The following is a 25,296-nucleotide window of genomic DNA, read 5'->3' as shown; positions in this document are numbered from 1 at the left end:
ACCCGGTCGTCCGTGCGACCGCGCACCACACCGCTCCCGGCCCTGACGCCCTCAGGCTACGGCGGACCCCGACGAACCCGACGGAGGCCCGTCGCTCCTGAGCAGGTCAACCGCCCGGTGCGCGGTCGCGTCGGCGTCCTCGGGGAGGAACCTGCTGGCCCTGCCGCTCCAGGTGATGACGAGCTCGTCCCGGGCGCGCGTGGCGGCGACGAACACCAGGGAGCGGGCTCGCTGTTCCTCCTGCCGGTAGCGGTCCGGGTAGCTGATCCGGTACTGCTCGATGCGCTGGTGCGGGACCTGGCCTTCGCCGACCGAAGTGAGGAAGACGCGTTGGAACTCCAGGCCCTTGAAACGGTGCATGGTCCCGACCCGCACCGCGTCGTGGTCGCGAACACGGCCCTTGCCCAGTTCGACCACCGGGATCCCGTACGGGGCACCGGCCATGACGGCGGCGAACTCGTGCGCGGTGGCGCCGTCGGGCGCGCTCACCGCCATCGCGGAGTACGGGGTGCCGTGGGTGTCGTGGCGCTCCTTGACGAGGGCGGCCACGGCACGCATCTCGGTCGTCCGGTCGGGGGCCCGCCAGAGTTGCGGGGCCAGCCCGGTGAGGACCGACCGGTAGCCGTCGAGGGAGTCGGTGCCGGCGTCGAGGTCGTCGAAGGCGGTGCCGGTGATCAGGGCGTTCGCGCTGCCGAGGATCTGCCGGGTGGTGCGGTAGTTGAGGGTGAGGCGTCGTGAGGCCCGGCCTCGGATCGTGATGCCCTGGTGACCGAGGACGACCCGGTGGCCGTAGATGCGCTGGTGGGCGTCGCCGACGAGGAAGATGTCGTTGGGGCCCTTGCGGACCATCGCCCGCAGCATCCGCCAGTGCGAGGCGGACAGGTCCTGGGCCTCGTCGACGACGACGTGCTGGTAGCGCGGCTTGAGCCACATGCCGCTCCCGGCCTCGCGGTGGATGAGGTCGCGCCCCTGCTGTTCCTCCTTGTAACGGGCCAGTTCCTCGATCCGGTCCATCCGGCTCCGTTCGATGACGGCGGCCTGGTCGGCGATCAGTGCGTAGGTCGTCCGCCGGGGCGGGGCGTCCAGCAGCGCCCGGTAGGCGAGCACGAGCTGCCACACCTGGTGGCGCTGGGCGGTGCTGATGCGCGGGCGTCCGGCACGGCCGACGCGGCGGTAGACGTCCCAGGAGCCGCACCGGCCGGCCACGATCACGTGCTTGAACTCGTCGTCGAGGAAGTCGGCGTCGAACGCGGCCCCGCCGGCCTCGCCGATGACCCGGTGCCAGAGCTCCATGGCCGTCTGGTCCTCGATCGGCCGGCCCATGGCCACCCGGGCCTCCTCGACGATGTCGCGGGCGATGTGGTCCACGGACTTGACGTCGACGCGGCGCAACAGGTCCTCGCCGCCCAGTTGACGCAGTCGCTCCTCCAGTTCCAGGGCGAGGTTGGTGTTGTAGGTGGTGAGCAGGACGGGGCGGGAGTACCCGGGCGGGAGGCGGTCCACCAGGTGACGCACCCGGTGGAGGGCGACGACGGTCTTGCCGGTGCCGGGGCCGCCGGTCACCTTCGCCGATCCCTTGAAGTCGCCGACGGCGAGGCGCTTCTGTTCGGGGTGGAGGAACAGGCGCCAGGCGTCGAAGCTCTTGCCGAGGGCGCCGAGCACGGCACTGTCGTCCGTCTCCGCCTGCGAGACGGCCCGCCGGGCGGCCTGTGCCCAGTCGCGGGGGTTGACGTCGTCCTCGGAGCGCCACTGGTCGGTGATGTGGCGTCGTACGTCGTCCGGTTCGACGTGGTCGCGCAGGGCGAGGAGGACGTCCCGGGTCAGCTCGGGGAGGTTGTGGGTGAGGAGCGCGTCGAACTGCTCCTCGGTCCGGACCTTCCGCAGGGCCGGCAGGAGGGAGGGGATGATGCCGAGGCCGAGGAGGACTCCGTCGGTGTGGCGGGCGAAGAGCGCGGGGCGGAGGCTGCTGGTGGCGGTCGTCCCGCCGTCCGGCGCTCCCGGCGGTGCGGTGGGTGCGTCCCGCGGGGCCTCCCGGTCCGGGGCGGCCGTTCCGGTGCGGTCCGGCAGGGCGACGACGTTGGCGCTGACCTCGCTCTGGTCGACGACCTCGATCGCGCCGGAGACGGGGTTGATCTCGACCGTGAGGCGGGTGAGTTCCTCGCGGGCCCGGTCCCCCTCCCGCACCGCGAGGACGCGCATCTCGTCCCCGCCGTCGGTGGACAGCAGCAGGATCGTGCACCGGGTGCCGGCGTGCGCGAGGTAGAGGTCACCGTTGTCGCCGGCGGCCCGCAGGGGGCTCAGCCGCAGGGCCCGGTTGGTGCGGTCGGCGCGGAGCCGGTGGACGAAGGCGGCGACCTCGTCCCCCACGGCGCCGCCACGGCGCCTGATGTCCTCGTGCGCCTGCTGGCCCACCTGCACCCTGGTCCTGCGCCGGCCCCCGCCACGCCCCGCCCCGTGGTTCATGGTGCGTCCCCCTCCCCGCCCAGCAGTCGGGCGAGTTCCTCGGTTTCCCAGTCGTCCGGCGCGCGCACCTGCCAGCCGGCCGCCGCGCACCGGGCCATGTACTCCGTGTCCTCGGTGTCCTCAGGGAGGACGATGCCGATCTTACGGTCCGGCCAGGCGAGTTCGACGGTGCGTGACAGGCCGTCGACGTCCCAGCTCTCCTGCCCCACGGGGACGCCTCCGTGGGCGGACAGCCGTTCGGCGAGGGCGGCCACCTGGGGATCGCCGTACTGGGAGAGGTCGGCGAGAAGTGCCTGCCAGGCCCGCTCCAGGGGGGTCGTGCCGTCGCCGGCGGGTGCGGCCCGCGGGGGTGCCGGCTCCTCGGCGTCGACGGGGCTGGCCGCCGCTTCGGCGTCCGGGGGGAGGTCGGCCTCGGCGGGGGCGTCGGGGCGGAGGAAGCCGGTGCCGGGGTGGTCGCTCCGCAGCGCGGGGAGCAGTCCGGTGCCCGGGCCGGCGGTGGCGGCGAGCAGGGAGGCGTCGAAGGAGTCCAGCGCACTGCGGGCCAGGGCGAGCCCGTCGGCCCGGCCCGATCCGGTGGGGTCGAGGAACTGGATGACGTTGGCCCAGTTCAGCCATGCCTTCCAGCGGCGTTTGTGCTCGGGCCGGTCGCCCTCGACCGCGGGGGGCCGGTCGTCGAGCACGGCGAGGGCGCTCCAGCGCAGGGCGTTGGCATCGGCCCGCCGGGCTCCGACGAGGACCAGGAGCAGACCCGAGTCGTCCGGCAGGGCCAGCAGTTTGACACCCGATCCGGTGACCGCGGGGGTGGGCTCCCGACGCACGGCGGACTCGATCCAGCCGGCGGCAGCCGCCGGGTCGGCGTCCACGAGCTGCTTGCGGCGCAGGAAGGCCGGCGCGCTCACGGCGAGTTGGGCGAGCTGCTGCCACTTGCCGGGTCGCGGGTCGCGCAGGAAGCCCAGCAAGGACGGGATCGCGCCGCGGAACAGCAGCTCGTCGACCTCGCCGGGGTCGCGCCGCAGCTTGCGCCACTGGTCCCGGACCATGGCGCCCGGGCCCTGGGCGGAGGCCACCTCGTACGGGGGCCAGGCCGCGTCGGCGGCGGGTCCGGCGAGCACGGGGGCCAGCGGGTCACGGGGCTGGTCGACCTCCTCGGCCGGGGCGCCCTGCAACTCCTTCTCCCAGGCGACGACGTCGTCCCAGGTGATCTGCCAGACGAGCATCCCCTCGGCCCGCAGCCCGGCGCGCTTGGCCGCGTCGGAGGCGATCCGGTTGGTGTGGGAGGAGGCGTGCCAGCGGTAGCCGTCGAGGTAGACGGCGATCGGCAGGGGCGGCGCCCCGTCGGAGGCGGTGTCCCCGGCCACCGGGCGGAAGAGCAGGTCGGGGCGGGTGCGCAGGCCGTGCAGGTCCTTCTGGGCGACGACCTCCCAGCGGACCGGGCCGCCACCGGGTCGGGTCAGGGTGAACTGTCTGCCCTGGCGGCCCGTCGGGGTCTGCTGGTGGCCGGCCCCGGCGCCGTCCTCGTGTGCCGGGAGCCAGGAGAAGAGGCACTCGATGAAGCGGCGTTCGAGGTCGCTCTCCGCCTGGTCCACGAACCGGAGCGGCGCGTCGGTGGACTCCCTGCGGACGTCCCATCCGCTGTGCCCGTCGGCACCGAGCAGGTTGTCCAGCATCCACAGGGCCTCCTGCCGGTCGAGGTCCCGGTAGTCCCGCTCGGGGGCGTAGCCGAGCAGGCAGCGGTGGCAGGCGCGGCGCGGGGTGTCCTTGCACGGGCAGGCGCCCAGCGCCCGCTGGGCCGCGGCGAGCACGGTGCGGAACTCCTCGCCGTCGCGGTCCACCAGGCGCTGGAGGTAGCCGGTGCCGCCGGGCAGGGCGTCGTACAGCACCAGGTAGTGGCGGGTGAGGTCGGTCTCCCGGTCGGGTTCGGTGGCGGGCGTGGACCGGATGTGTGCGGGGTCGCCGCCGTAGCTGAGGGCGAGGCCCAGGTGGAGCGCCGCGGAGAAGGAGGCGAGCCGTTCGGGCACGTTCAGGGTGGCGGCGGGCAGCAGGATGCGCAGCGCCTCGGTGCGGTGCTCGGTGGCGGTGATCACCGGCACGTCCTCGGGTTCGGCCTGCTTGTCGCGCCTGCGGACGGAGCACCACGGCCGGTGGTGGGCCAGGTCCGCGCGGGCCAGCAGGGACTGGCTGAGCGAGTCCTGGACGGGGCGGTTGCCGGGCTCCCGGTCGGTGGCGCCGCCGCACCGGGGGCAGACGGTGAATCCGGTGGGGGCGGCCACCTCGGCGCCGGCGAAGGAGGTGTCGGCGCGGCGGCCGTGCCGCGTCTTCCCGAGGTTGAAGCGGCGGATGACCGCCTCGCGGACGTGGTCCACGCCGAAGGTGGTCCTCTGGTGCCGCCAGGTGTCCTCGATGTCCTTCGGGTCGATGTCGACCGCGGCGACGGTGGTGTACGGGGTCCGGATGCGACTGTCGTTGTCGTCGACGATCCGGGCGTCGTCGCGCTTGTCGTGGGCGGTGACCTTGTGGGGGACGACCACCCGGTGGAGGGCGTTGCGTCCGCCGATGCCGGGGCCGCCGCAGCGCGGGCAGGGCGAGTGGTCCGCTTCGGCGCGCTCCCCGGTGCGGACGTGGCCGCACTCCTTGCAGACCCGCCAGGTGAGCAGCCCGGTGGGCAGGCCGTCTGGTTCGCCCGCCGGGGCGGGGCCGAGGTCGAAGCCGTCGACGGTGTGCCGGTAGCCGCGCACGTAGTAGGTGTTGCCGGGGGCGAGTTCGGTGAGGGCGGCCTCCGCGGGGCGGTGGTAGGCGCGCGGCTCGGAACTCCAGGTGGCCTCCGAAGTGGCGGCGCCCTCCCCGTCCCGGCCCTTCGAGCGGGTCCGGCGGGCGGGCTCCTTGTAGCTGAGCATCGCCTCCAGTCGTACCCCGTCCTCGACCAGGCTGTAGTTGGGCAGCAGACCGTGTTCGACGAGGAAGCCCTGCGCGCCGGCCTGGGTCATCTGGTGGAGTCGCTTGGCGAGGCCGCGGGACTCCCGGACCAGGGCGCGCTTCTCGCGGGCCTCGTCGTCCACGGACTCCTGGAGCGCTTCCGCCGCCTCGTTGATCATGGCGCGACGTCGGACGAGTTCGACGCGTTCGGCCTCCCAGGCGGCTTCGGCGGCCTTCAGGTCCTCGGCGAGTCCGGCCGTCGCGAAGCGCCGCAGTGTCCTGCGGGCGTCCGGGGAGGCACCGGAGTCGGGGACCCCGTCGATCTCGGGGAAGAGGCTCAGGAACGCGTCGGCGAGGTCCGTGCGTCCGGTGGTGGCCTGCCGGAGCTGCTTGAGCCAGCCGGTGCGGCCGACGAGTTGGGTGATCCGGTCGGGCAGTGGCGGCACGCCGTCGAGGGCACCGCGGGCCGCCCGGTCGATCAGGAAGGCGGTGTACTGGCGGCAGAGCAGTTCCCCCGCGGACAGGAAGCAGCCCGGCGGCAGGATCGGCCCGTTGATGAGGTGTCGCGGCTCGGCGAGGTGATAGAGCGCCCGGGGACTGGTGTCGGCCAGGGAGACCATGAAGGCGTTCCCGGTGGCGCGTCCCGCCCGGCCCACGCGCTGCACGTAGCCGGCGGTGGACGGCGGCAGGGAGGCCAGGATGACGGCCTCCAACTGCCCGATGTCGATGCCGAGTTCGAGTGTGGGGGTACAAGAGAGCACGTTCGGGTCGGTGTGCATGGCACCGCGCCGGAAACCTTTCTCCACCTCCTCGCGCTCCTTGCGCCCGAGGACTCCGGTGTGCTCCGCGGCGACCACGCTGTACGGCTTGGCCTCCCGGTACAGCCGGCGGTAGTAGTCGGAGCGGTGGTCGCGCGCGGCCCGGCCCCCGGCCTCCGGGGACGGCCGGGTCACGGTGCCCTCGCACCGCTTCAGCGGACACCGCGTGCCCTGCCACACCGGGGCGCGCTCCGGGGGCACGGTCTGCGTCCAGCCGCACTCGGGGCAGGTGAGCACGGCGAGCGCCGTCTGCTCGTCGTCCAGCGGTCGCACCCGCACGTGGCCGGGGGTGAGCCCGTACACGCCGTGCCCCTGCCGCTTGTCGGCCGTGTCGGTCCGCCGTCGGGCCAGGGCCCCGATGTCCTCGCCGGCCAGGGCTTCGAACAGTTCGGCGAGGTAGGCGCCGGCCGCGTCGCGGTCGAGGCCGAGGCAGCGCTGGGTGAAGTCGACGTACCAGCTGTCCCGGGTGTCCACCCGCTCGAACTCGGTGCGTCCGCTGCGGGCTCCGACCAGCACGAACGCCGGCGCCTCGGAGCGCCGGCCGAACGCGGGCATGCCCGGGGGGCGGCCGGTGGTGACCGGGTGGCGGCTGCGGCCCTCCTCGTCGATGAAGCGGTCCAGCCAGCGGTGGTGGATGCCGCCGATCTGCCGGACGTGTTCCAGGAGTCCGCGGACGTAGCCCTCGAAGTAGCGCAGCCGCTCGGGAGTTCCCTCCTCGGGCACGGCGACCGACGGGTCCACGCCCAGGCCCTCGGCCGTACCGGGCAGCATCCGCCGCGAGACGACGCGGAACAGCGCCTCGGCTGCGGCGGCGGCCCGCTCCGGCGCGGGGAGGTGCACCTCGGCGGCGACCGTGCGGGTCAGCTCCAGGGTGCGGCCCAGCCGGGAGTGCAGCCCGAACTCCAGCAGGGTGTTGAAGGCGAGGCGCTGGCCGACCAGTTCCCAGGTCCGTTCCGGGATGCGGGGACGGCCCGCGAGCAGTCGCTTGACCTGGTCCACGTCGTGCAGGTCGGGCGGGATGACCGAGGCCAGGATGCGCTGCTCCTGGACGGCGGCCCGGCTCACCAGCGAGGCGATCAGCTCGTTGAGCGGGACGCCGTCGGCCGCGAAGGCCGCCTCGGTGCGCACCCGTTCGGTCAACTGTTCGTGGATGAGCGAGCGCAGCGAGAACTTCCAGGCACGGCTGGCCACGAAGCCGGCCCGGTGGGCCGCGTCCTGCACCGAGTCGTTGAAGACCAGCGTCTTGCGGCGGTCCTGCCCGGCCTCGTCCCGGTCGGGGAGTTCGCCACCGGTGAAGAGCTGGGTGACCACCACCGAGGCGAGCGGTGCGACACCGGCACCGAGGAAGCGGACGCCCTGGGCCTGCCCGCAGGCCGGGCAGCGGTCCTGTCTGGAGTAGTCGCTCCGCTCCTGGTTGTCGAACCACACCCAGACGTAGACCCCGTTGTCCGGGGCGGAGGCGATCCGGCCGCCGCCCCGGAGGACCTCGTCCGGGTCGAGCCTGCGCAGCGCCTTCCCACTGTCCTCCAGGACCATCAGGGTCGCGTCGTGCGCGGCGCCCCGCCGGCCGCGCTGGGCCCGCCGGGCGAGCACGGCCCTGGCCTGTTCGGCGGCCTCGGCGGGGGTCGCGGCGATCAACGCCCGCACCCGGCCCTTGGCGGCGCCGCCGGTCGCGCTGGCCCGGTAGATCTCGTCCGGGGCGTGCACCAGCCGCTCGGCGTTGCGGTCCGGGCAGATCGCGGACCATCCCGAGCGGCCGCAGTGCCGGCAGTAGGCGGCCGGCAGCCGACCGGAGGACCGGACCCGAAGCCGGCGCTCCGCCTGCGCCGTCGTGGCGAGTGCCCGGCGCTCCGCGTCCCGGCGGCGGTCCTGCTCGGCGAGCGCGGCCTGGTCGACGTCGGACCAGGAGAACACCGGCTCCGGAGCCACGAACCGCAGCACCCGGGAGAGCGCCCGCAGCCACAGGTGGGTCTCCACCAGCAGCAGCGGCCGTTCCGTGCCGACCGGGGCCCGCGGATCGCGCGCCACGGAGATCAGCGCCACGAAGCGGGCCAGGGCGCTGGCGGCCCGCTCGGGATCGTGGGCGACCGCCTCCCGCCACCGCGGGGCGGCGTCGAAGTCCTCCAGCACCTCCACCGCCGTCAACGGTGCGTCCTTCGTCCGCAGCAGCGCCCGGGTGAGCGGGTGGGCCAGCAGGCGCCGGCCCACCTCGCGCGGGTCGGAGGTGTCGCAGCCCACGGTGGCCCGGGCCACCGCGTCCATGCCGCCGGGCGTCCGCCCGGGGTCGGGCAGGGCGGCCAACTCGTCGGGGGTGGGCACCGGCAGCGCGCGGTCGACGGGCGAGAGGAAGTCGTCGATGTCCCGCCGGTCCTCCCCCACCACCGCCGTGTCCGGGAAACGGGTCCCGAACACCTGCGAGGCCACGTCCAGCATGGCGCGGGCGCCGCCCGCCGCCTCGCCGGACCCGAGGGTCGCGGAGGTCGCCACCGGGCAGATCGACCCCAGCGGACGTCCCTCCCGCGCGACGCCGACGACGGCGGCGAGACGGCGCAGCAGCATCGCCACGTCGGTGCCCTGCGCCCCGTCGAAGGTGTGGAACTCGTCGATCACCACGTACGCGGGGGCGGCGTCCCGCCACAGGGAGGCGTCCTGCTGCCGCTGGAGCAGCAGGTCCAGCATCTTGTAGTTGGTGATCAGGACGTCCGGCGGGTTGCGGCGGATCTCGGCCCGGTCGACCATCACCCGTCCGTACGGGGGCGCCGAGCCCCGCGCCGACGCCTCGCCGATGTACAGGCCCGCCGTCACCTCGTCGAGCCGGCCGTCCTGGTCGAGCAGTTCCCCGAGCCGCCCGGCCTGGTCTCCGGCCAGGGCGTTCATCGGGTACAGCAGGACGGCCTTGATCCCCGCCCGGCCGGCCGCCCGCTCCCGTCGGCAGTGGTCCAGCACCGGGAAGAGGAAGGACTCCGTCTTCCCGGAACCGGTACCGGTGGTCACCAGCGTGGGTTCGGGCCGGTGCCCGCCCTTGCTCGTCAGCCGGGCGAACGCCTCGGCCTGGTGGGCGTAGGGGTGGAAGCCGCCCGGATACCAGTCCAGGTGGCGTTCCCAGCCGTCGGGGGCGGCCCGGAAGGGACGTCGGACGCGCAGGTACGGTCCGCGGAACAGCCCGTCGGCCGGGTCGGTGAGGAACTCCTCCAGCGCGTCCTGGGTGTCGGGCTCGGCCAACGCGAAGGTCGTCGTCAGGTACTCGACCGTGGTGTCACGCAGGGCCTGCGCGGCGAGTGTGGGTCTCATGACGCGCGGTGGCCCCCGTCTTCCGTGTCCCGGTGTGTGCGCTCGGACCGGCCCCGCCGCCTCCACGGCAGGGCTGATCACGCTCCACTCTACGACCGGGCACCGACAGGCCGCCCCGGCGTCCGCGAAGATCGCCGGGGCGGGGGCCGTGGGGCGCGGGTCAGCCGTGGACGCGGGGCTCCGTCACCACGGCGGTGGGCACGTCAGCCCGCAGGGCGCACTCCGCCCAGACCGTCTTGCCCGGGGCGTCGGTCCGCGGGTGCCAACCCCAGCGGGCGGCCAGCGCGCCCACCAACAGCAGCCCTCGACCGCCGGTGTCCTCCGCGGCTGGCGGGCGGACCGCCTCGGGGCGGGGCGGCACCCCACCGGGACGGTTGTCGGTGACCTCGACCCGTACCGTCCGCTGCGGGGCCAGCACGCGCAGCCGCAGGTGGAAGTCCCGGCCCGGCACATGGCCGTGGCACACGGCGTTGGCCGCCAGCTCGGCGGCGACCAGCACCACCGCGTCGTGCGAGGCGCTGCCGTACGGGACCCCCCACGCGTCCAGCCGCTGAGCGACGAGCCGCCGGGCGAGCCGGGCACCGCGCACGGTGGAGGTGAAGCACATGCCGAAGGTCAGGCCGAGGGGGACGGACCGCGGGGCCAAGTGGCGCGCGGCACGGGTGCATTGCTCGTTGCGGCGGAATTCGCCCGACTCGTGGATCATGCCGTCAACGGTTCCGTCGATCGCGTACCGTGACCAGTCGTGACGCGCTGACGCGGCGTTCTGTACGCGTGACACCGACACGTGTACGCGGCACGCGGCGTGACGCCGCCCCCGGCACGGGCGTTGTGCAGGCGAGGGCGGTACGGGCGGAGCGATGAACCCGGTGGGCGCGGGAGGGACGTCGGCACCCGTGTCGACGGCGACCGGGACACCCCGGCCGGGCGGTGCACCGGGGTGAGCACGGGGCCGCCCGGGAGTACGGTCGGCGCTTCCGTCGGCGTGCGGGCCGACGACCTGGCTGATCCGCCCGCCCCCGCCGCCCACCCCTCGCGGCGGCGGCGCGTCACCGGCCTTCGCCGCAGGGATCGCCCGGCTTGTTGTCGATCGCCAGGCAGGAGGAGTACACCCGCGACGGGGTGGGCTGCGGCTCCGATTCGGACGTCCCGCCCAGCGCGACGACCACCCCGGCGACGAGGACGAGCCCCACCGCCACGGCGAGCCGGATGCGACGGTTCACCGACCGCCGTCCCGGGCGGCCTCGCCCCGCTGCCTCTCTGCTGGCGTCACGTTCCATGTTCCAGTTCCTCAACCTCGGGATTCCCCCGTGGCTCCCGGTCGGCGAACGAAGCGGGATCGAAGGCGCCGATCGACACGCCTGAAGCACGCCGACAGTTCCACGGGGTTGACGGTCGGCCGTCACCGACCGGCCCGACCCACGATACGAGGTCGGAGAACACCCCGGGCCAAGTGACCTGCGATACGGGAGCGTTGATCATCCGCAGGATTCGCCCGGTTCGTGGATCACGCCGCCGGTGTCGCCGTCGCTCGCGTAGCGTGACCGGTCGTGACGCACCGGGCGCCGATCTGTACGCGTGACACCGACACGTGTACGCGCCGCGCGGCGTGACGCCGCCCCCGGCAGGGGCGTTGTGCAGGCGAGGGCGGTACGGGTGGACCACGGACGACGAAGGCGGAACCGCGATGACGACGGACGGGACGAGGGCGCCCCTCGGGGACGGTTGGGACGGGAACGACGGAACGGGCGGTCGCGCCGCGGACCGATCCGGCCAGGGAGTGGTCCTGGCCTTCGGGCAGAGCATGAAGACCCTACGGCTGCGGGCCGGCCTGGAACGCGAGGAGTTCGGACGGCGCCTGGGCTACTCGGCGTCCAGCGTCGCCTCCTTCGAGCAGGGCCGACGGATTCCCTCGCCCCGGACGATCGACAAGGCGGACGAGATCCTGGGCGCGGACGGGCTGCTGACCCTGTGGAAGGAGCAGGTGGAACGGGCCCAGTACCCGGTGTTCTTCCAGGGGATGGCGGCGCTGGAGAAGGAGTGCGTCGAACTGCTCATGTACGACGCCCTGGTGGTCAACGGTCTGCTCCAGACCGAGGAGTACATGCGGGCGTTGCTGGCCATGCGTCGCCCCCTGCTGGATCAGGAGACGGTTGATCAGCGAGTGACCGCCCGGCTGGCGCGGCAGGACATCTTCGAACGCCGACCCACGCCGCTATTGGGCTTCGTGATGGACGAGGCCGTGCTGCGCCATCGCTACGGCGGTGTGGGCGTCCTGCGGGGACAGTTGGAACACCTCCTTCTCATCGGGCAGAAGGGGAACGTCGAGATCCAGGTCATGCCGCTCACCTGCGAGGACAACCCGGGGGTGAACGGGCCGTTCACCGTGGTCACACGCAAGGACGGCAAGAAGTTCGTGTACTCGGAGACGCACGCAACCAGCACACTGGAGACGGACACGGAAGTGACAGTTCTCGCCGGGGCACGCTATGGGATCATCCGATCGCAGGCTCTCGCTCCGCGAGAGTCACTGGACTTCATCGAAGGATTGCTGGGAGAGCTATGAACATCGCTGAGTCCTCGGCCGACACATCCGGTCTCGCCTGGTTCAGGAGCAGCTACAGCGGAACCGAAGGCGGTCAGTGCGTGGAGGTCGCGGCCAGTACAGGAGCCGTGCACGTCCGGGACTCCAAGGCTGTTGCCGGGTCAGTCCTGCGGGTATCGCATCGGGCATGGGCGGGCTTCGTGGCCGTCGCTCCGGTCGACGAGCGGGGCGCCTGACGTCACACGTGCAGCGAGAGCCCTGCCGGTCCTCGTCGGACCCCGGCAGGGCTCTCGTGCGTCAGTCGCCGTTCAGACGCCGGGAGCACCCTCCGGGGGCTCCGTGTCGCCGGGCTCCCAGCCGGCTTCCCGCAGTCGGCGGGTGAACTCCGCGTGCGCGGCCCGCATCTCCTCCTTACGGTCGGCACGGTAGAGGGGGCCGGAGTAACCCTCGGGGACCGTGTACTCGTTCGGGAACGCCTCGTGCGAACTCAGCTGCTTCCACGCCTCCTTGGGCTGCCCGTAGCCGTGCTGCTGGTGCGCCTTGGCGATACGGCGCCCGGTGGCGTCGAACCACATGTTCTCCTCGTACTGCTGGAGCACGGGAAACCGGGCGTCGTACATGGCCACGAGTTCGTCGGCGCTGATCCCCAGCCAGACTGCCACCAGGGCGTCGATCTCCACCAGGGCCGCCCGACGGGCGAACTCCGCGCGGAGCGGGGTGCCCCACACCCATTCGGGGCCCACCCCGTCGGCGAGTGGGGGCGTGCCCTCCGGCCAGCGCTCGGCCGCGGCCCAGCTGTCCTGCTGCCAGACGGGGTCGTACAGCTCCTCCCAGAGCGGGGCGTACGCGTTCGTCTGGCAGTTCAGCCGGAGGGTGCGGAGGAGCAGGGCGGCTTCCAGGGGGTGACCTGGGGTGGGGGCGGGCATGACCTTGGCGTCGGATGTGCCCAGGTGACCGCGGCCCGAACTCCGCAGGAAGTAATCGAGGGGAAGTGAAGCAAAGAATCCTGCTGCAAGGGCCGTGAGGCTTCGCGAGGCCAGAGCTGCGCTGCGCACCGCGTGAACGTGACTGACTCCTGGCGGAATGATCGCTGCATAAAGACTGCGCTCCGTGTCGGAGGCGATCATTTCACGCCAAGCCACACGATAGAACTCAGAATATGGCCGCATGCTCGCCTCTCGCATTAGCGACTCAACAGATCTATCGAAATCACCTCCCCTCAGCTCAGGGTAATCCGCTTTAACATCGCACTCCACAGCAGCGACAGCAGCTGAGTCAGCTCGCAATTGCGCAAGTCGACTATGATCCACCCAACTTTCCTGCCTGGCAAGAAACCGCGAATGCAATCCTACCGGGCGATAATTGGTGCGCGGGAGGTCACCGACACCCAGAGCGACATGATCCCACGCTTCGTAATCACGTACGCTCTTCGATCCATTCTCTGGAGGCTGCTTATGAAGCGGGGTAGCAACACTAATGAGCGGCCCCTGAAGAATAACCTCACGCCAATGATTCACTTCACCAGGCGCCCAAGCAAAGTAACCAGCCGCGCGATCCGTTGTCTCATAGAGACCGATAGTGATGCGAGGGTCGAATGCGCCTAGCCGGTGGGGCCATTTCGCAAGCGCTGAAATCGCCGACTCCTCAGCTCGCGTGACCGGATACAGGAGCTTCACTTGTTCAACCGGTGGAGAATTTTCTTCGCTGGTCAGCTCGCGCCACTTTCGGAGAACCTCGCGATTCACAGTAACGATGCGATCTTTATGGGGACGCAAGTCCCATTTCCCGGCCTTCTTCACGCCAGGAATCGGGCCGTTCCCGTTATGGCGGATAGAGTCAACCAGCACACTTGGATGCAGCAACCAACTCATATGCTGGAACTGAATCGCGCCATCATCACCATACACATTGACACTGAAGTGGCTACTGTTACCAACAGGTCGCGAGAAGAGAAACAGCTCGTTCACAAAGTCCGCATGGAACCGCAGATGTCGATAAGTAGCCCCTCGCAGAACCTTCTCTCTAGATCCCGTCAGATGCGTTGATGGATGAATCAGACCAGCAGCACCTCGCCCACTTGTAGCCCGCCAAGAAAGCAACATAAATGCTCGATACATATCCGGCCTGGTTCCCACCAAATCCGGGTACGTGTCAGGCGACGAGAGGAACGCGGAGACACCAGCCACAGTCCCGAGTTCAGACAGGTAGAAGGACCGGTGTTCCGGGTTAGCGAGTACCTCAGCTACGTTCCGTTCCCGGCCTTTCTCTGTCTCCTTCCCGCCAAGAACAAACCACGGTTCTTTCTCAGCGAGAACCTCATTTTCAAACCACTCCTGGCGGACCCACGGCGGGTTGCCCACCATCAGGTCGAAGCCGCCCTCCTTGAAGACGTGGGCGAAGTCCAGTTCCCAATGGAAGAAGCCCCGGTCCGCGGCGATCCGCCCCACCGTCTCGTACCAGGGGAACTTGTCCCCGAGGTCCACGGGCCGGGCCCAGATCGTGGCCTCGCTCATCTTGTCGTCGAGTTCCGTCTCCTTCTCGTCCAGCTCGCTCAGGTCGCCGACGCCGTCGAAGGAGAGCAGCGACACCTGCTGCCCCTCCCCCGTGTCTACGTCGACCCGACCGAGCACGGCTTCGGCGAACTCCAGCCAGTCGTCCAGGGAGCGGAGGGCGACTCGGCGCCGGGCGTGGCCCTTGGGGAGGGCGAGGCGGTCCTCGCCGCCGGGCCGGTACTCGAACTCGTCGGTGCCGTCCAAGAGCCCGATCCCCTCCAGCGGCCAGAACCACAGGGCGCACCAGGCGTCCATGACCTGCTTGAGGCGCCAGTAGGGAGTACCCGTGCGGTGCAGCGCCTCCAGGACCGCGTCACGGTCCATCGGGGGTCGGGGCGGTCGGGGCTTGCCGTCCGGCCCCTGGGCCTGAGGGGGCGCCGCCGCGCCCCACACGTTCACGTGGCGGGAGATCTCCTGCTCAGAGAGCGTCAGCCGCATCACCACGAGGTCCCACAGGTACTCGACACGGCGGGCGAGGCCGATGAGACGTCCCGTCTGCGTCCGGGGGCCGGGCTCGCCCTCGTCGTCGGAAGGGGCGGCAGCCGGCGCCGCCGGGGCCTTGGCCCGGGGCGTGCCGGCGTTGCTGCCACTGCTCGCCGAGGAGATCCCGAGAGTCGGCTGTTCCCAGATGTCCAGGCCGAGGTCGAACGCGCCCTGGCCCAGGGCCTCGTCCCGTTCGACCTGCTGTTCCTGGGTCGGCGCCACCTTCGGCTTGGGTGCCGCCCGTCGGGGGTCGCCCTTCGGGTTGCGGCGGATCGCGGACCGCCACTTGCGCAGGGCGTCGACCAGTTGCGGTTCCAGCCAGTCGACAACGTCGCCGTCGACCACGGCCTTGACCGTCTCCGCGGGGGTGCCCTTCTTGACGGTCCGCAGGGAGACCTTCTCCCCGATGGAGCCCCAGCCCATCGCGGGCAACAGGAACTGGTGCACCTCCCGGGCCCGGAGCTTCTCCGCCAGGGGCGCGTGCCGGGGCCGTTGCGGAGCCTTCGCGGTGAGCCAGCCGCCCTTGCTGAGGGAGTTGCCGGGGTACACCTTGCGGGCGGCGCCGATCAGGGAGTTGCCGCGGTGCAGGTGGAGGCCGTACCAGGGGGCCTTCATGCCCCGGTGCATGGTGTTGAGCCAGAGGGAGATCTCGGCGAGTTCGACGGCGGTCTCGTTGAGGTCGACCCCGTAGGCGTTGTGCAGGGCGATGTACGCCTTCACCTTCTGCAACTCGCGCTGGTAGTCCTCGGGGTCGATGTCCACGCCGCGTTCGCGCTGGGCCAGCCGCAGGTAGAGTTCGGCGAGCTGGTTGACGGCCTCGTTGAGGAACGCCCCGGAGCCCAGGGCCGGTTCGCACACCCGCCACTTCAGGACGTCGGCGGCGTTGACCCACGCCTTCTCGGGGTCCTTCGGGTCGGCCTCGCCGTTCTCGTCGAGGCGGAAGCGCAGCGTCTGTTCGACGGTGGCCTGGGTCAGGGACTCGGGCGTGTAGTAGGAGGCGCTGGTCTGACGGTCGCGGCCGGCGAGGCGGTACACGTAGGAGTCGACCTTGCGGGGCACCGGCACCCGCTCGTCGGTCTCCGGGTTGACCTCCGTCGTCACGAACACGTCGTTCGGGTAGCGGCCCGAGGCGACCTGGCTGGCCCGGATCAGCCAGGAACCGCCGCTCGGGTCACCGCCCTTGGCGACCTCGTACAGCGGTTCGTCGGCGATGAAGCCGGTGTACGACATCAGGCCCTCGTACACCGCGCCCAGGTGGTTGATGCTGAGGTTGGCGTACGAGATGAAGCCGCCGCGCCCGCTGCGGCCCCGGCCCTCCACGACCGTGAGGTTGCGCAGCACCTGGTGGAGCACCTTGTTGCGCAGGCGCAGGTCGAGGGTGCGCGCGCCGGGGACGGACGTGCCGTCGGCGGCGACGTCGTCGGGGTGGGTGAGGGTGCGGTCGACCAGCCTTATCGACCTCGGGTCGAAGAGCCGGGAGCGCAGGGCCTCGATGCGGACCCCCTCGTAGCCGTCGTCCTCGGCGAGGTCGGACGCCCCGTCGGCCGGCACCGTAGGCGTGGCCTCCTGGCGGGTACTGGCGGTGTCGGCGACCGGGTGGCCGGTGTAGACCTTCTCGAAGAGCAGGGCGAGCGAGTCGTGGAAGTGGTGGCGGTCCCGGGAGGCGCTGGACAGCTTCTCCTGGACGACCAGTTCGCGCAGCCGGGCCACGCTGTACCCGGAGGCGTACTCCTCGCTGCGCATCGGGAGGATGTCCAGCTCGGGGCGGGCCTCCGCGTAGAGCAGGAAGAGGATGCGGTACAGGTAGCGCAGCGACTCCTTGGTCAGCAAGCGCGGCAGGGCCCCGGGCTCCGCGAGGGCGTTCGGGAGCCACTCGGGGAGGTCGGCGGGGCGGACGCCCTGCTGGCCGGCGAGTTCCAGGACCTCGTTGGCGATGAGCTGGACCGACTTCTTGAGGCCCTCGCGCAGGTCCGAGGTGACGCCCACCGAGTGGTCGCGGGACTCGGCCACCAGACGGGCGATGGAGTCGTCCCCGCCGTCCTCGGCCGGGCGCAGCGAGGGGGCTCCGAACAGGGCCGCGATCACGTCGAGTTCGCCGGCGGTCGCGCCCTTCACGCCCTTGCGCGGGAGCGCCACCTCCAGGCTGACCGCGAGGTGGCGGCCGCGCGCGTAGCTCTCCCGGTCGGCGAGGACGAGCATCCCGCCGAAGAGGAGCAGCACGTAGCGGGGCGCGTGTTCGGTGGAGAGCAGCCAGGCGGCCAGGTCGGTGACGGTGGTGAGGGTCTTGCCGGAAGCCACCCGGACGGGGACGGCGAGGCGGTTGGCGGAGCCCTCGCCCCGGGTGGCGTCGACCTCGTCGGCGAACCCGCCGGTGAGGACGGCGATGCCCGGTTCCCAGTGGGCCACCGGCACCGCGACCGGGCCGGCGGCGCCGTGCGCGGTGAGGTGTCCGGGGCGCGGGGTGAAGCCGAGCGCGCCCAGCACGCGGGTGTGCCAGGCGGCCAGGTCGGCGCGCCAGCGGTCCTCGGGGGTGTGGCCGCCCTGGCTGCGGGGCGTGGGCCCGGGCAGGAAGGCGGGCGGTGGCTCCGCGGTCGGGTGGGCCTTCAGCGCCTCGGCGGCGGCTTCCTGGGCGGCGATGCCCTCCGGGTCGGCGAGCGGGTTGTGCTTCTCGGCCTCGCCGCCCACGTTCAGGCGCACGTCCAGGTAGGGGCCGGTGAGGTCGCGCAGGCCCTGGCGGGGGGTGTGGCGTCCCTGGCGCTCCTGGGCCGTCCACTCCTTGAGGAGGCCGGTTCGGAGCTGCTTGGGCAGGATCTCGTCCAGGTAGAAGGGCGGGAAGTACTCGCCCTCGTTGGTCAGAGCGTCGAACTTCACGCGTGCTGCTCCCGCCGGTTCGCGTCGGTGGTGGATCGGAACGTGCTCATGCGCTGGGCTCCAGTACCGCCAGCAGCCGCACCATGGGGTCGCCCGTGGTGCGTAGGCGGGAGGCCGCCTGCTCCAGGTTCTCGGCGGCGCGTTCGCGGGCGGTGTGCCCGCCGCTGAAGCCGGGCAGGCGCTGTTGGCGCCAGTGCCCGACGCGTTCCTCGTACTCCCGCAGGGGGCCGTCGACCAGGTGCTCCGCCTTGGCCCGTCGGCGCTGCATCTCGGCGCGGGTGGCGGCCACCGCGGCGGGCACGTGGCGGCGGAGTTCCCCGTGGTCGCCGTCGGCGAAGTGGTCGGGCATGTCCGGGCCGACCCCGAGGTCGGTGAGGAGGGCGCGGTCGAGCTTCCTGATCCGGGGCTCCTCGCCGGGACGGCCCAGCCGGTCGACGGCCAGCCAGGCGACGACGGTGGGGCGCCCGTCCCGGTTGGACCACACGCCCTGGGTGAGGAAGACCGGGTCGGGGACGCGGGCAGCGTCCACCTGGATCACCGGGGCCTGCTGGCGGCCCAGTTGGACCAGGACCTTGTCGGTGATCCACTCCAGCACCGGGTGGAGTTCGCCGACGTAGTGGGCGTCCGGCCAGAGCGAGGCGGAGTCGGGGGCCTCGCGGGCCCGCCGGAGGGAGTCGGCGGCGTGGGCCGGGCTGAAGGTGAGTTTCATGCGGCGGGTGATGCCGTGGTCGCGGAGGTAGCCGGCGGGGAGCACGTCGAGCCGGTCGGCGAGGTCCTCGGGGGTGTCGAAGCTGAGGTCGGTGCCGTCGACCGTGGTGTCGAGGCGGAACGCCTCCAGGTCGGCGAGTTCGTCGAGGCCGGCGAGGACGTAGTCCCGGCGGTCCTTGAAGAGGCGCAGTTCCTCGACGAAGCGCAGCGGCGCCGGGGCCTTGCGCCCGTCCGGTGCGGGCCGGGTCGGGGCGTCCGCGGCGGGCGGGGCGTCCTGGGGAGCGTCGAAGTCGAAGCCGGCGTCCCCGCCCTCCTCGTCGTCCCCGAAGTCGAAGCCGAAGCCGGCGTCGTCGAAGGCGTCCTCGTCGGTGCCGAACTCGGCGTTCAGGCGCTGCGGGAGCGGCAGCCCGTCCGTGTCCCCGTCCTCGTCCGGGGACACGGCCTCCAGGTCGGCCACGGCCTGCTGCGGCGGGGCGCCCTTGAGGAGCGCTTCCATCACGCGCTTCTCCTCCAAGGCGCCGTCGTTCTCCTTCGTCGCCGCCTCCACGGCGCCGAGCACGGTGTGCACCCGTTCCTCGCGGGCGAGGACCTTCTCGGCGATGTCGGTGTCGTCGAGGGCGCCCTCGACGGCCGATTCGAGGATCATCGCGCGGAACTCGGGCGGCCGGGTCTGGCCGTAGCGGTCGATGCGGCCGTTGCGCTGCTCGACCCGGATCAGGCTCCAGGGCAGGTCCCAGTGGATCAGGTGGTGGCACTGCCGGTGCAGGTTGACGCCCTCGGAGGCGCCGTCGCCGGTGAGCAGCAGCCGGACGTCGCCGCCGGCGCGGGCGAACTCGTCCACGTACTCCATCTGCACCCGGTCCGAGACGCCGGTGCTGTGGAGGACCTTGACCGCGGCCCGGGCGTCCCGCTCCTCGTGCCAGCCGAGCAGCGGGGGCAGCGCCTTCCCCAGCCAGTCGAGGGTCTCCCGGCGCTCGGAGAAGACCACCGCGCGGACCGTGCTGCCGGCCTTCACCCCGATCCGGGTCAGTTCCTCGACCAGCCCGCGGAGCTTGGAGGTGGCGGCGAGCCCGCCGTCCTCGGCGGTCGCCCGCTCGATGCTCCGGGCGAGTTCCACCAGGCGCAGCAGGGAGTCGGCCTCCGGGGTCCGCGTCTCGACCCCGTCCAGGGGGGCGTCGGTGATCTCGTGGCCCTTGGGCAGCTGGTGCCCGGTCCTCAGCAGTCGCTGGCGGGCCGTGCCGAAGAGGGCCCGGTGGGAGGAGAGGAACGACTTGAGCAGGACGTAGGGGAAGAGGCGGTCCTCGGTGCCGACGGGGGTGCCGGGGCGGGTCAGCCAGTGGTCCGCGAGCTCCTGGAAGACCTGTTCCTCCAGCTCGTTGGCAGGGCAGCGCACCGGGTGGGAGCCGCCGCGCGGCGCCCAGTGGTCCGCGAGCTGCTCCGCGACCTCGGCACTGACCTTGGTGCGGCGCAGCATCAGGTGGTCCAGTTCGTCGGCCCGGGGGTTCCTCGGGTCCTGGACCGCCATCGGGTCCAGCAGGCGGACCAGCCCGGTGAAGGCGGCCATGTCACCGTTGTGGGGGGTCGCGCTGGCCAGGACCAGGGCGTCGGTGCGCTCGGCCAGCAGGTCGGCGAGGGCCCGCCGGTCGCTGCCCTGGTTGATGAGGTTGTGGGACTCGTCGATGACCACCGCGTCCCAGCGGACGTCCTCCAGCCACGGGCGGTAGCGCCGGGGGTTCTTCAGGGTGTCCATGGAGATGATCACGCGCTTGAAGTAGGTGAACGGGTTGCGGCCCGCGGGGATCTTCCGCTCGATCCGGGCGATGCCCGCGCTGTCCAGCCTGACCAGCGGCAGCGAGAACCGGGTCCACAGCTCGTGCTGGAACTGCTCCAGCACGGGGGCGGGCGTGACGACGAGGATGCGCTCGCCCCGGCCGCGCCGGATCAGCTCGCTGAGCAGCACCCCGATCTCCAGGGTCTTGCCGAGCCCCACCACGTCGCCGATCAGCAGTCGTGGCCGCAGCGGGTTGGCCAGGGCCTTCGCGGCGGGCCGCAGCTGGTAGTCCATGCGGTCGAGGAGGAAGCCGTCGGCCAGGGCGAGCCGGCGTTCGGTCTGCGGCAGCGGCGTCTTGCGGAGCACGGCCTCCAGGAAGAGGCGACTGCGCCGGAAGTGCGGGGACGAGTCGCCGACCAGCGCGGTGTCCTCCGGGCGCAGCACCCGCAGCTCGTCCATGGTCGGCACCAGGAACCGGGCCTCCTGTCCCCGCACCAGGTCGGAGGCGCCGACCGCCTCCACCAGGAACTCCCCGGGCCGCACCTGCCTGCTGGTGCGGACCATCCACTCCTCGTCCCGCACCTCGATCACCGCGCCGGCGGGCGGGGCGCCCTCGGGTTCCGCCGCGGGACGGTCCTCGGTGCGGCCGGGCGCTGTGTCGGGCATGGCTGGCGGGTCCTCTCGGGGTCGTCTCCTCGCGCGCTGCGGCGAGGCGGGGCGGCGTACGGGGTCCGTCGCCGACGGTGCGCCCCCGAAGCCTAGGGCTCCGGGAGGCGGGGACGAAAACGGGCGGGGAGGGGGTTCCGGGGCGCTACCGCCCGCACCGGGCTGCCCGAGGGCTCGCCGGCCGCACGGGGGTCGGCCCGGTTCCGGTTCCCCTACAGCTTTCTGCTGTGCGCGTAGGTCTTCCGCAGCCTCTCGGCGACGCGCCGCACGGTTCGTGGCACGCCCGGCGGCGGCTCCTCGGTGGGCCGGGGAGCCGGCAGCGGGTAGCTGGTGGGGGCGGCGTCCGGCGGCGGCTCGGGAGGGGCGGCCGGCCGGGCCGGTTCGGCCGCCGGTTCGTCGACGACCGTCGGCGTGTACCCGGGCGGCGTGCCCGGCCGGGGGGCGTCCGGTTCGACGGGCTCGGGTTCTTCGGCGTCGACGATGCCGAAGAACCCGGCGCTGCCGCCCCAGGGGCTCTCGGGATCGTGCCCGCCGGCGGCTCCGGCCCAGGGACGGTCCGGAGCGTCGCCCTCGTCGACCGCTCGCTGCGCGCGTTCCCTGACCGCCGGGTCCACCCGGCCCGAGAGCGCCTCGGGGGGTAGCTCCGGCGCGAGAGCGGCCTCCCGCACCCACACCCGGAGCTCCTCGAACGCCCGCTCCTCGGTCAGGGCAGCCTCGTGGAGGATGGCGCGCAGTCCCATCTCCACCCCGTCCAGGTCCGGGCGGCGCTCGGGGGCGGGGACCAGTATCTGTGCGAGCAACGGACGGAGAGCGGCGTCGACGCCCTGCCAGTCGGGAGGGGTGAGCAGCGGCTCGTGCGCGTAGGGCGCCCGTCCGGTCGACGCGAAGAACAGGGTGGCCCCGAGCCCGTACACGTCGGTCGGTTCCCTGGTGCGGCGGAAGTCGCGGAGCTGCTCGTAGGACATGTACCGCTTGGTGCCCCAGGCCTCCCCCGGGCCGGTGACCATCTGGCTGGTGCGCCGCTCGATGAGGGTCGCGAGTCCGAAGTCCAGGACGACGGGACCGTCCGGCCCCAGCACCACGTTGTCCGGCTTGAGGTCGCGGTGCAGCAGGCCGGTGCCGTGGATGGCGCGCAGGGCGTCCACCAGGTGGAGCCCGAGCGCGGCGTACGGGCCGACGGGCAGCACGCCGGCCCCTTCGACCAGGGTGGAGAGCGGGGGACCGTGGACGAAGTCCATGGCGAACCACGGCTCCGTGGCCTCGGTGTCGGCCGCGCGGAGTGCGGGCACCCGGTCGCTGACGACGGCCCGGACGGAGTCGATCTCCCTGGCGAAGCGCTCCCGGGCCCCGGGCTGGTCCAGCAGGTGCTGCTGGATCGTCTTCACCACGGCGAGCCGCGGTTCGGCGGCGTCCACCGCCTCGTCCGGCTCGGCCAGGCGGTACATCGCGGCCAGTTCGTCCGCGGGGTCGTCCAGCGGAATCCGCCGGGCCAGGTAGGCCACGCCCATGCCGCCCGCCCCCAGCCTGGCCAGCAGCTCGAACGGACCCAGCACCCGCGGGTCCTTGTCGGCGTCCAACGGCTCCATCGGCGCTCTCGTTCCCCCGTGCTCTCCTCGCGGTGCCCCGCCGCACCGCTGCCGATCAGTCTACGGAAGACGGGAAGGGGGCAGCCCCCGTACGCACCCGCCCCGGCCCGGCAGCCGCCGCCGGGCCGCTCCGACCCCGCCGGGGTGCGGCGGCGCACGGGCCCGAGCCGCACCGCCCTCCGGCCGCGGGAGACGGCGAGGTCCGCCCCGCCGACGGGGCCTGCCTCGCCGTCCGCTGCGCGCGATCAGCCGACGAGCCGTCCGGCACCCGGGTCGGGAACCACGTTGGGCCCGCCGATGTCGGCTTGCCGGCCGTCGATGCGTCCCTGCCAGTAGCCCGTCCCCGTGAACTTCGTGGGGCGCGACCTGCCCAGTTTGGGATAGCGCTCGCTGAGGCGGGCGGCCACCACGGTCGACCGGTCCGCGAGGACCAGGGCCACACTGCGTCCCGCGCTCCCCGTGCCCTCCTGCTCGCGCTCCGCAGCCGACCGTGCCGTCTCCTGTGCGGCCCCGATCCGGTCGGTCACCTCTCGGATGAACCCGAGCATCCACGAACGCTTGTAGGCCCGCGCGTCCTCCCCCGGCGGACGGTACCGACGGTCGGCGCGGTCCGCTCCGTCCAGCATCTGCAGCCGCAGGCTGGCGAAGAGGAGCTCGCTCGCCTGGATGTCGGGCTCGAAGCCGAAGAGGTGGACCCGCAGGCGGTGCGCCTTGCCTCCGGGGTAGACCGAGCGGCAGCGCATGGCCCCGGCGATCGAGCTGAGCAGGCGCCGCATCTCCTTGGCGTAGGGCGGGTGGACCTCGACAACCCTGTCCAGGGGCCCGCTGGGTGCGGCCAGATCGTCGAGCATGGCCTGTTCGATGCCGTACTTGGCCATGAGTTCCGTGGCCTTGGTGAGGTAGGCGCGGGCCTCCTCTTCCGTGGCGGCTTCGTTCTCGGCCTTGCGGAGCAGGGACCTCACCTTGCCGAGCAGCTCGGGCGGAAGGCTTCCGCCCGTGGCGCGGCGGCCGGCGGAAGGGGTCTGCGGCTCGGGAGCGGGCGACCCCTCGGGGCCGCCTCCAGCGCCCGTGCCCTTCGGACCGCCGACCTCGTCCGACTGGTCCCCGCCCACCTCCTCGTCCCTGGCCATCAGGTCGGCGAGGTCCTCCGGGTCGGGAGCCAACTCCGCCAGCGCGGCCAGGGCCCAGCGCCGGCAGGCGTTCGCGTCGTCCTCGCGCACCAGGGCACGGACCGTGCGCAGGGTGTGCACCGCCCCGTCCGGATGGACCGTCAGGAACTCCAGCCTGGCATGGCCGAGTTGGGATAGGGCGAGCAGTGCGCACAGGTCGAACGCGCTGTCCGGCTGGTAGGGGACGTCGATGCCGGGGTCCGGGTACCAGTCCGCCGACTCGTCGGCCTCGTGGAACAACCCCTCGAACGGAGAGGGGCTCGGAACCGTCACCCCGTCGTCGCCGGTCCGGACGCGGACGACGGATGCCGACGGCCGACCCGAGTAGGCGAGAGCGGCCGCCTTCTCCTGCGGAGAGGTGACGATGTGGTACCAGACGGGCACGGAGCCCCGCATGCCCTGCCAGGTCGTCTCCCCCCGTTCTCGGCGCTCCCTGGCCTGCCGCGTGACGTCGGCGCTCGGTACCCCGTCCTTCCAGGCGTCCTCGTCGGGCTGCACCTGCCAGTCGAGGAACACGTCCAGGTAGTCGGCGGCAGTGCGGTGGGCACCGGGTCGACTGCCGTGCAGGAGCGCGCGTTCACCGGCAGGAAGGGCCTTGACGACGGGTTGCAGCACGAGCGTGGCATAGCGCTTGACGGCTTCTGACAGCTCCGCCAGGAAGGCCCGCGTGGCCTCGGACCCGGTTTCCTGCTGAGCTCTGCGCCAGGCTTCGAGTTGCTCGGCGCAGGCCTGCTGCTCGGCCAGCCACCTCAGGTGCCCCGCGCCTTGGAGATGCTCCTCGCGCAGCAGGACGGCGTCCTCGACGGCGGCGACCGTTCGGGGCGACCTCAGCACCGCGTGGGCCAGCAGTCTCAGCGGTTCGGCTTCCGACGCGAAGAACTCCGTGAGCGTGAGGAGCGTGCGGCCGTGGCGTCGCGGTGCCCGTTCGGGCTCGTCGACGTCCCCGTTCCCGGGGACCTCCGCCGACCAGCGCGAGCGCCATTCGGCGAAGTCCCGTGCGGGATCACCGGTGTGCGGCTGATGCCGTCGCCACCACCACAGGGCCATCTCCTGCCAGGCTGCGGCGCTCCAGGACCAGAGCGCCGGCTCGCCCAGGGTCGCCAGTCGCGAGCGGAGCACCCGGGCCGCTCCCGCCAGGTCGTGGCGGTGCCCGCCGGGAATCAGGCGCTCGATCCAGCGGGCGGTCTCCACCAGCGGCAGAGCGCGCGCCTCGTCCACGGCCACCCGGGTCACCACTGCCGCCGCGACCCGGCGGGGTTCTCCCAGATCCGCCGGCAGCAGCTCGTACAGATCCGGACCGGCGGTCTTCAGTACCTCGGCAAGCTCCTGGATCCTGCCGTCGATCCACTCCTCACGCGCTCGCCGGAACTCAACCGCCGATGGTCCGTCCGCGCGGCCGTACACCATGCGTCCCCCTTCTCACATCCCCACCTGACTAGCGAGACCATCCTAGGAACCGG

The 25,296-nt window shown here is 72.4% G+C and carries 10 protein-coding genes; 2 read left to right on the top strand and 8 right to left on the bottom strand.

Annotated features, from left to right (window positions below; genetic code table 11):
- Window positions 1-51: 51 nt before the first annotated feature.
- From ACSMX9_RS23820 to ACSMX9_RS23805, 4 genes are all read right to left on the bottom strand, one after another.
- Window positions 52-2,463: a UvrD-helicase domain-containing protein gene (locus ACSMX9_RS23820; protein WP_445396790.1), complete on the bottom strand. Its 2,412-nt coding sequence runs from the start codon at window positions 2,461-2,463 to the stop codon at window positions 52-54.
- Window positions 2,460-9,485, bottom strand: a complete 7,026-nt coding sequence (locus ACSMX9_RS23815) for a DEAD/DEAH box helicase (protein WP_445396788.1) — start codon at window positions 9,483-9,485, stop codon at window positions 2,460-2,462. The genes ACSMX9_RS23820 and ACSMX9_RS23815 overlap by 4 nt, the downstream gene beginning before the upstream one ends.
- 160 nt (window positions 9,486-9,645) lie before the next feature.
- The gene (locus ACSMX9_RS23810) at window positions 9,646-10,191 is read right to left on the bottom strand and encodes an ATP-binding protein (protein ID WP_445396786.1); all 546 of its coding nucleotides are present in this window, start codon (window positions 10,189-10,191) and stop codon (window positions 9,646-9,648) included.
- Between the two features lie 343 nt (window positions 10,192-10,534).
- The gene (locus ACSMX9_RS23805; RefSeq protein ID WP_445396784.1) at window positions 10,535-10,708 is read right to left on the bottom strand and encodes a hypothetical protein; all 174 of its coding nucleotides are present in this window, start codon (window positions 10,706-10,708) and stop codon (window positions 10,535-10,537) included.
- Window positions 10,709-11,172: 464 nt separating this feature from the next.
- On the opposite strand from ACSMX9_RS23805, the gene ACSMX9_RS23800 reads away from it, so the two are divergent.
- Complete coding sequence (locus tag ACSMX9_RS23800) at window positions 11,173-12,051, top strand: helix-turn-helix domain-containing protein (protein WP_445396782.1); 879 nt, start codon at window positions 11,173-11,175, stop codon at window positions 12,049-12,051.
- Window positions 12,048-12,266, top strand: coding sequence for a DUF397 domain-containing protein (locus ACSMX9_RS23795; protein WP_445396780.1), 219 nt, complete (start codon window positions 12,048-12,050; stop codon window positions 12,264-12,266). Before ACSMX9_RS23800 ends, ACSMX9_RS23795 begins: the two co-directional genes overlap by 4 nt.
- Before the next feature lie 72 nt (window positions 12,267-12,338).
- On the opposite strand, the gene ACSMX9_RS23790 is transcribed toward ACSMX9_RS23795, so the two are convergent.
- From ACSMX9_RS23790 to ACSMX9_RS23775, 4 genes are all read right to left on the bottom strand, one after another.
- Window positions 12,339-17,936, bottom strand: coding sequence for an Eco57I restriction-modification methylase domain-containing protein (locus ACSMX9_RS23790; protein ID WP_445396778.1), 5,598 nt, complete (start codon window positions 17,934-17,936; stop codon window positions 12,339-12,341).
- A 46-nt stretch (window positions 17,937-17,982) separates the two neighbouring features.
- Complete coding sequence (locus tag ACSMX9_RS23785) at window positions 17,983-21,081, bottom strand: SNF2-related protein (RefSeq protein WP_445396776.1); 3,099 nt, start codon at window positions 21,079-21,081, stop codon at window positions 17,983-17,985.
- Window positions 21,082-21,293: 212 nt separating this feature from the next.
- Entirely contained in the window at window positions 21,294-22,667 is a 1,374-nt protein-coding gene (locus ACSMX9_RS23780; RefSeq protein WP_445396774.1) for a serine/threonine protein kinase, read from the bottom strand.
- Between the two features lie 245 nt (window positions 22,668-22,912).
- Window positions 22,913-25,243, bottom strand: a complete 2,331-nt coding sequence (locus ACSMX9_RS23775) for a DUF2786 domain-containing protein (protein WP_445396772.1) — start codon at window positions 25,241-25,243, stop codon at window positions 22,913-22,915.
- Window positions 25,244-25,296 lie beyond the last annotated feature (53 nt).

Source organism: Streptomyces sp. LE64 (assembly GCF_052606915.1).
Note: the sequence above shows the minus strand (reverse complement) of the source record. Positions and strands in the feature narration are given on the sequence as shown.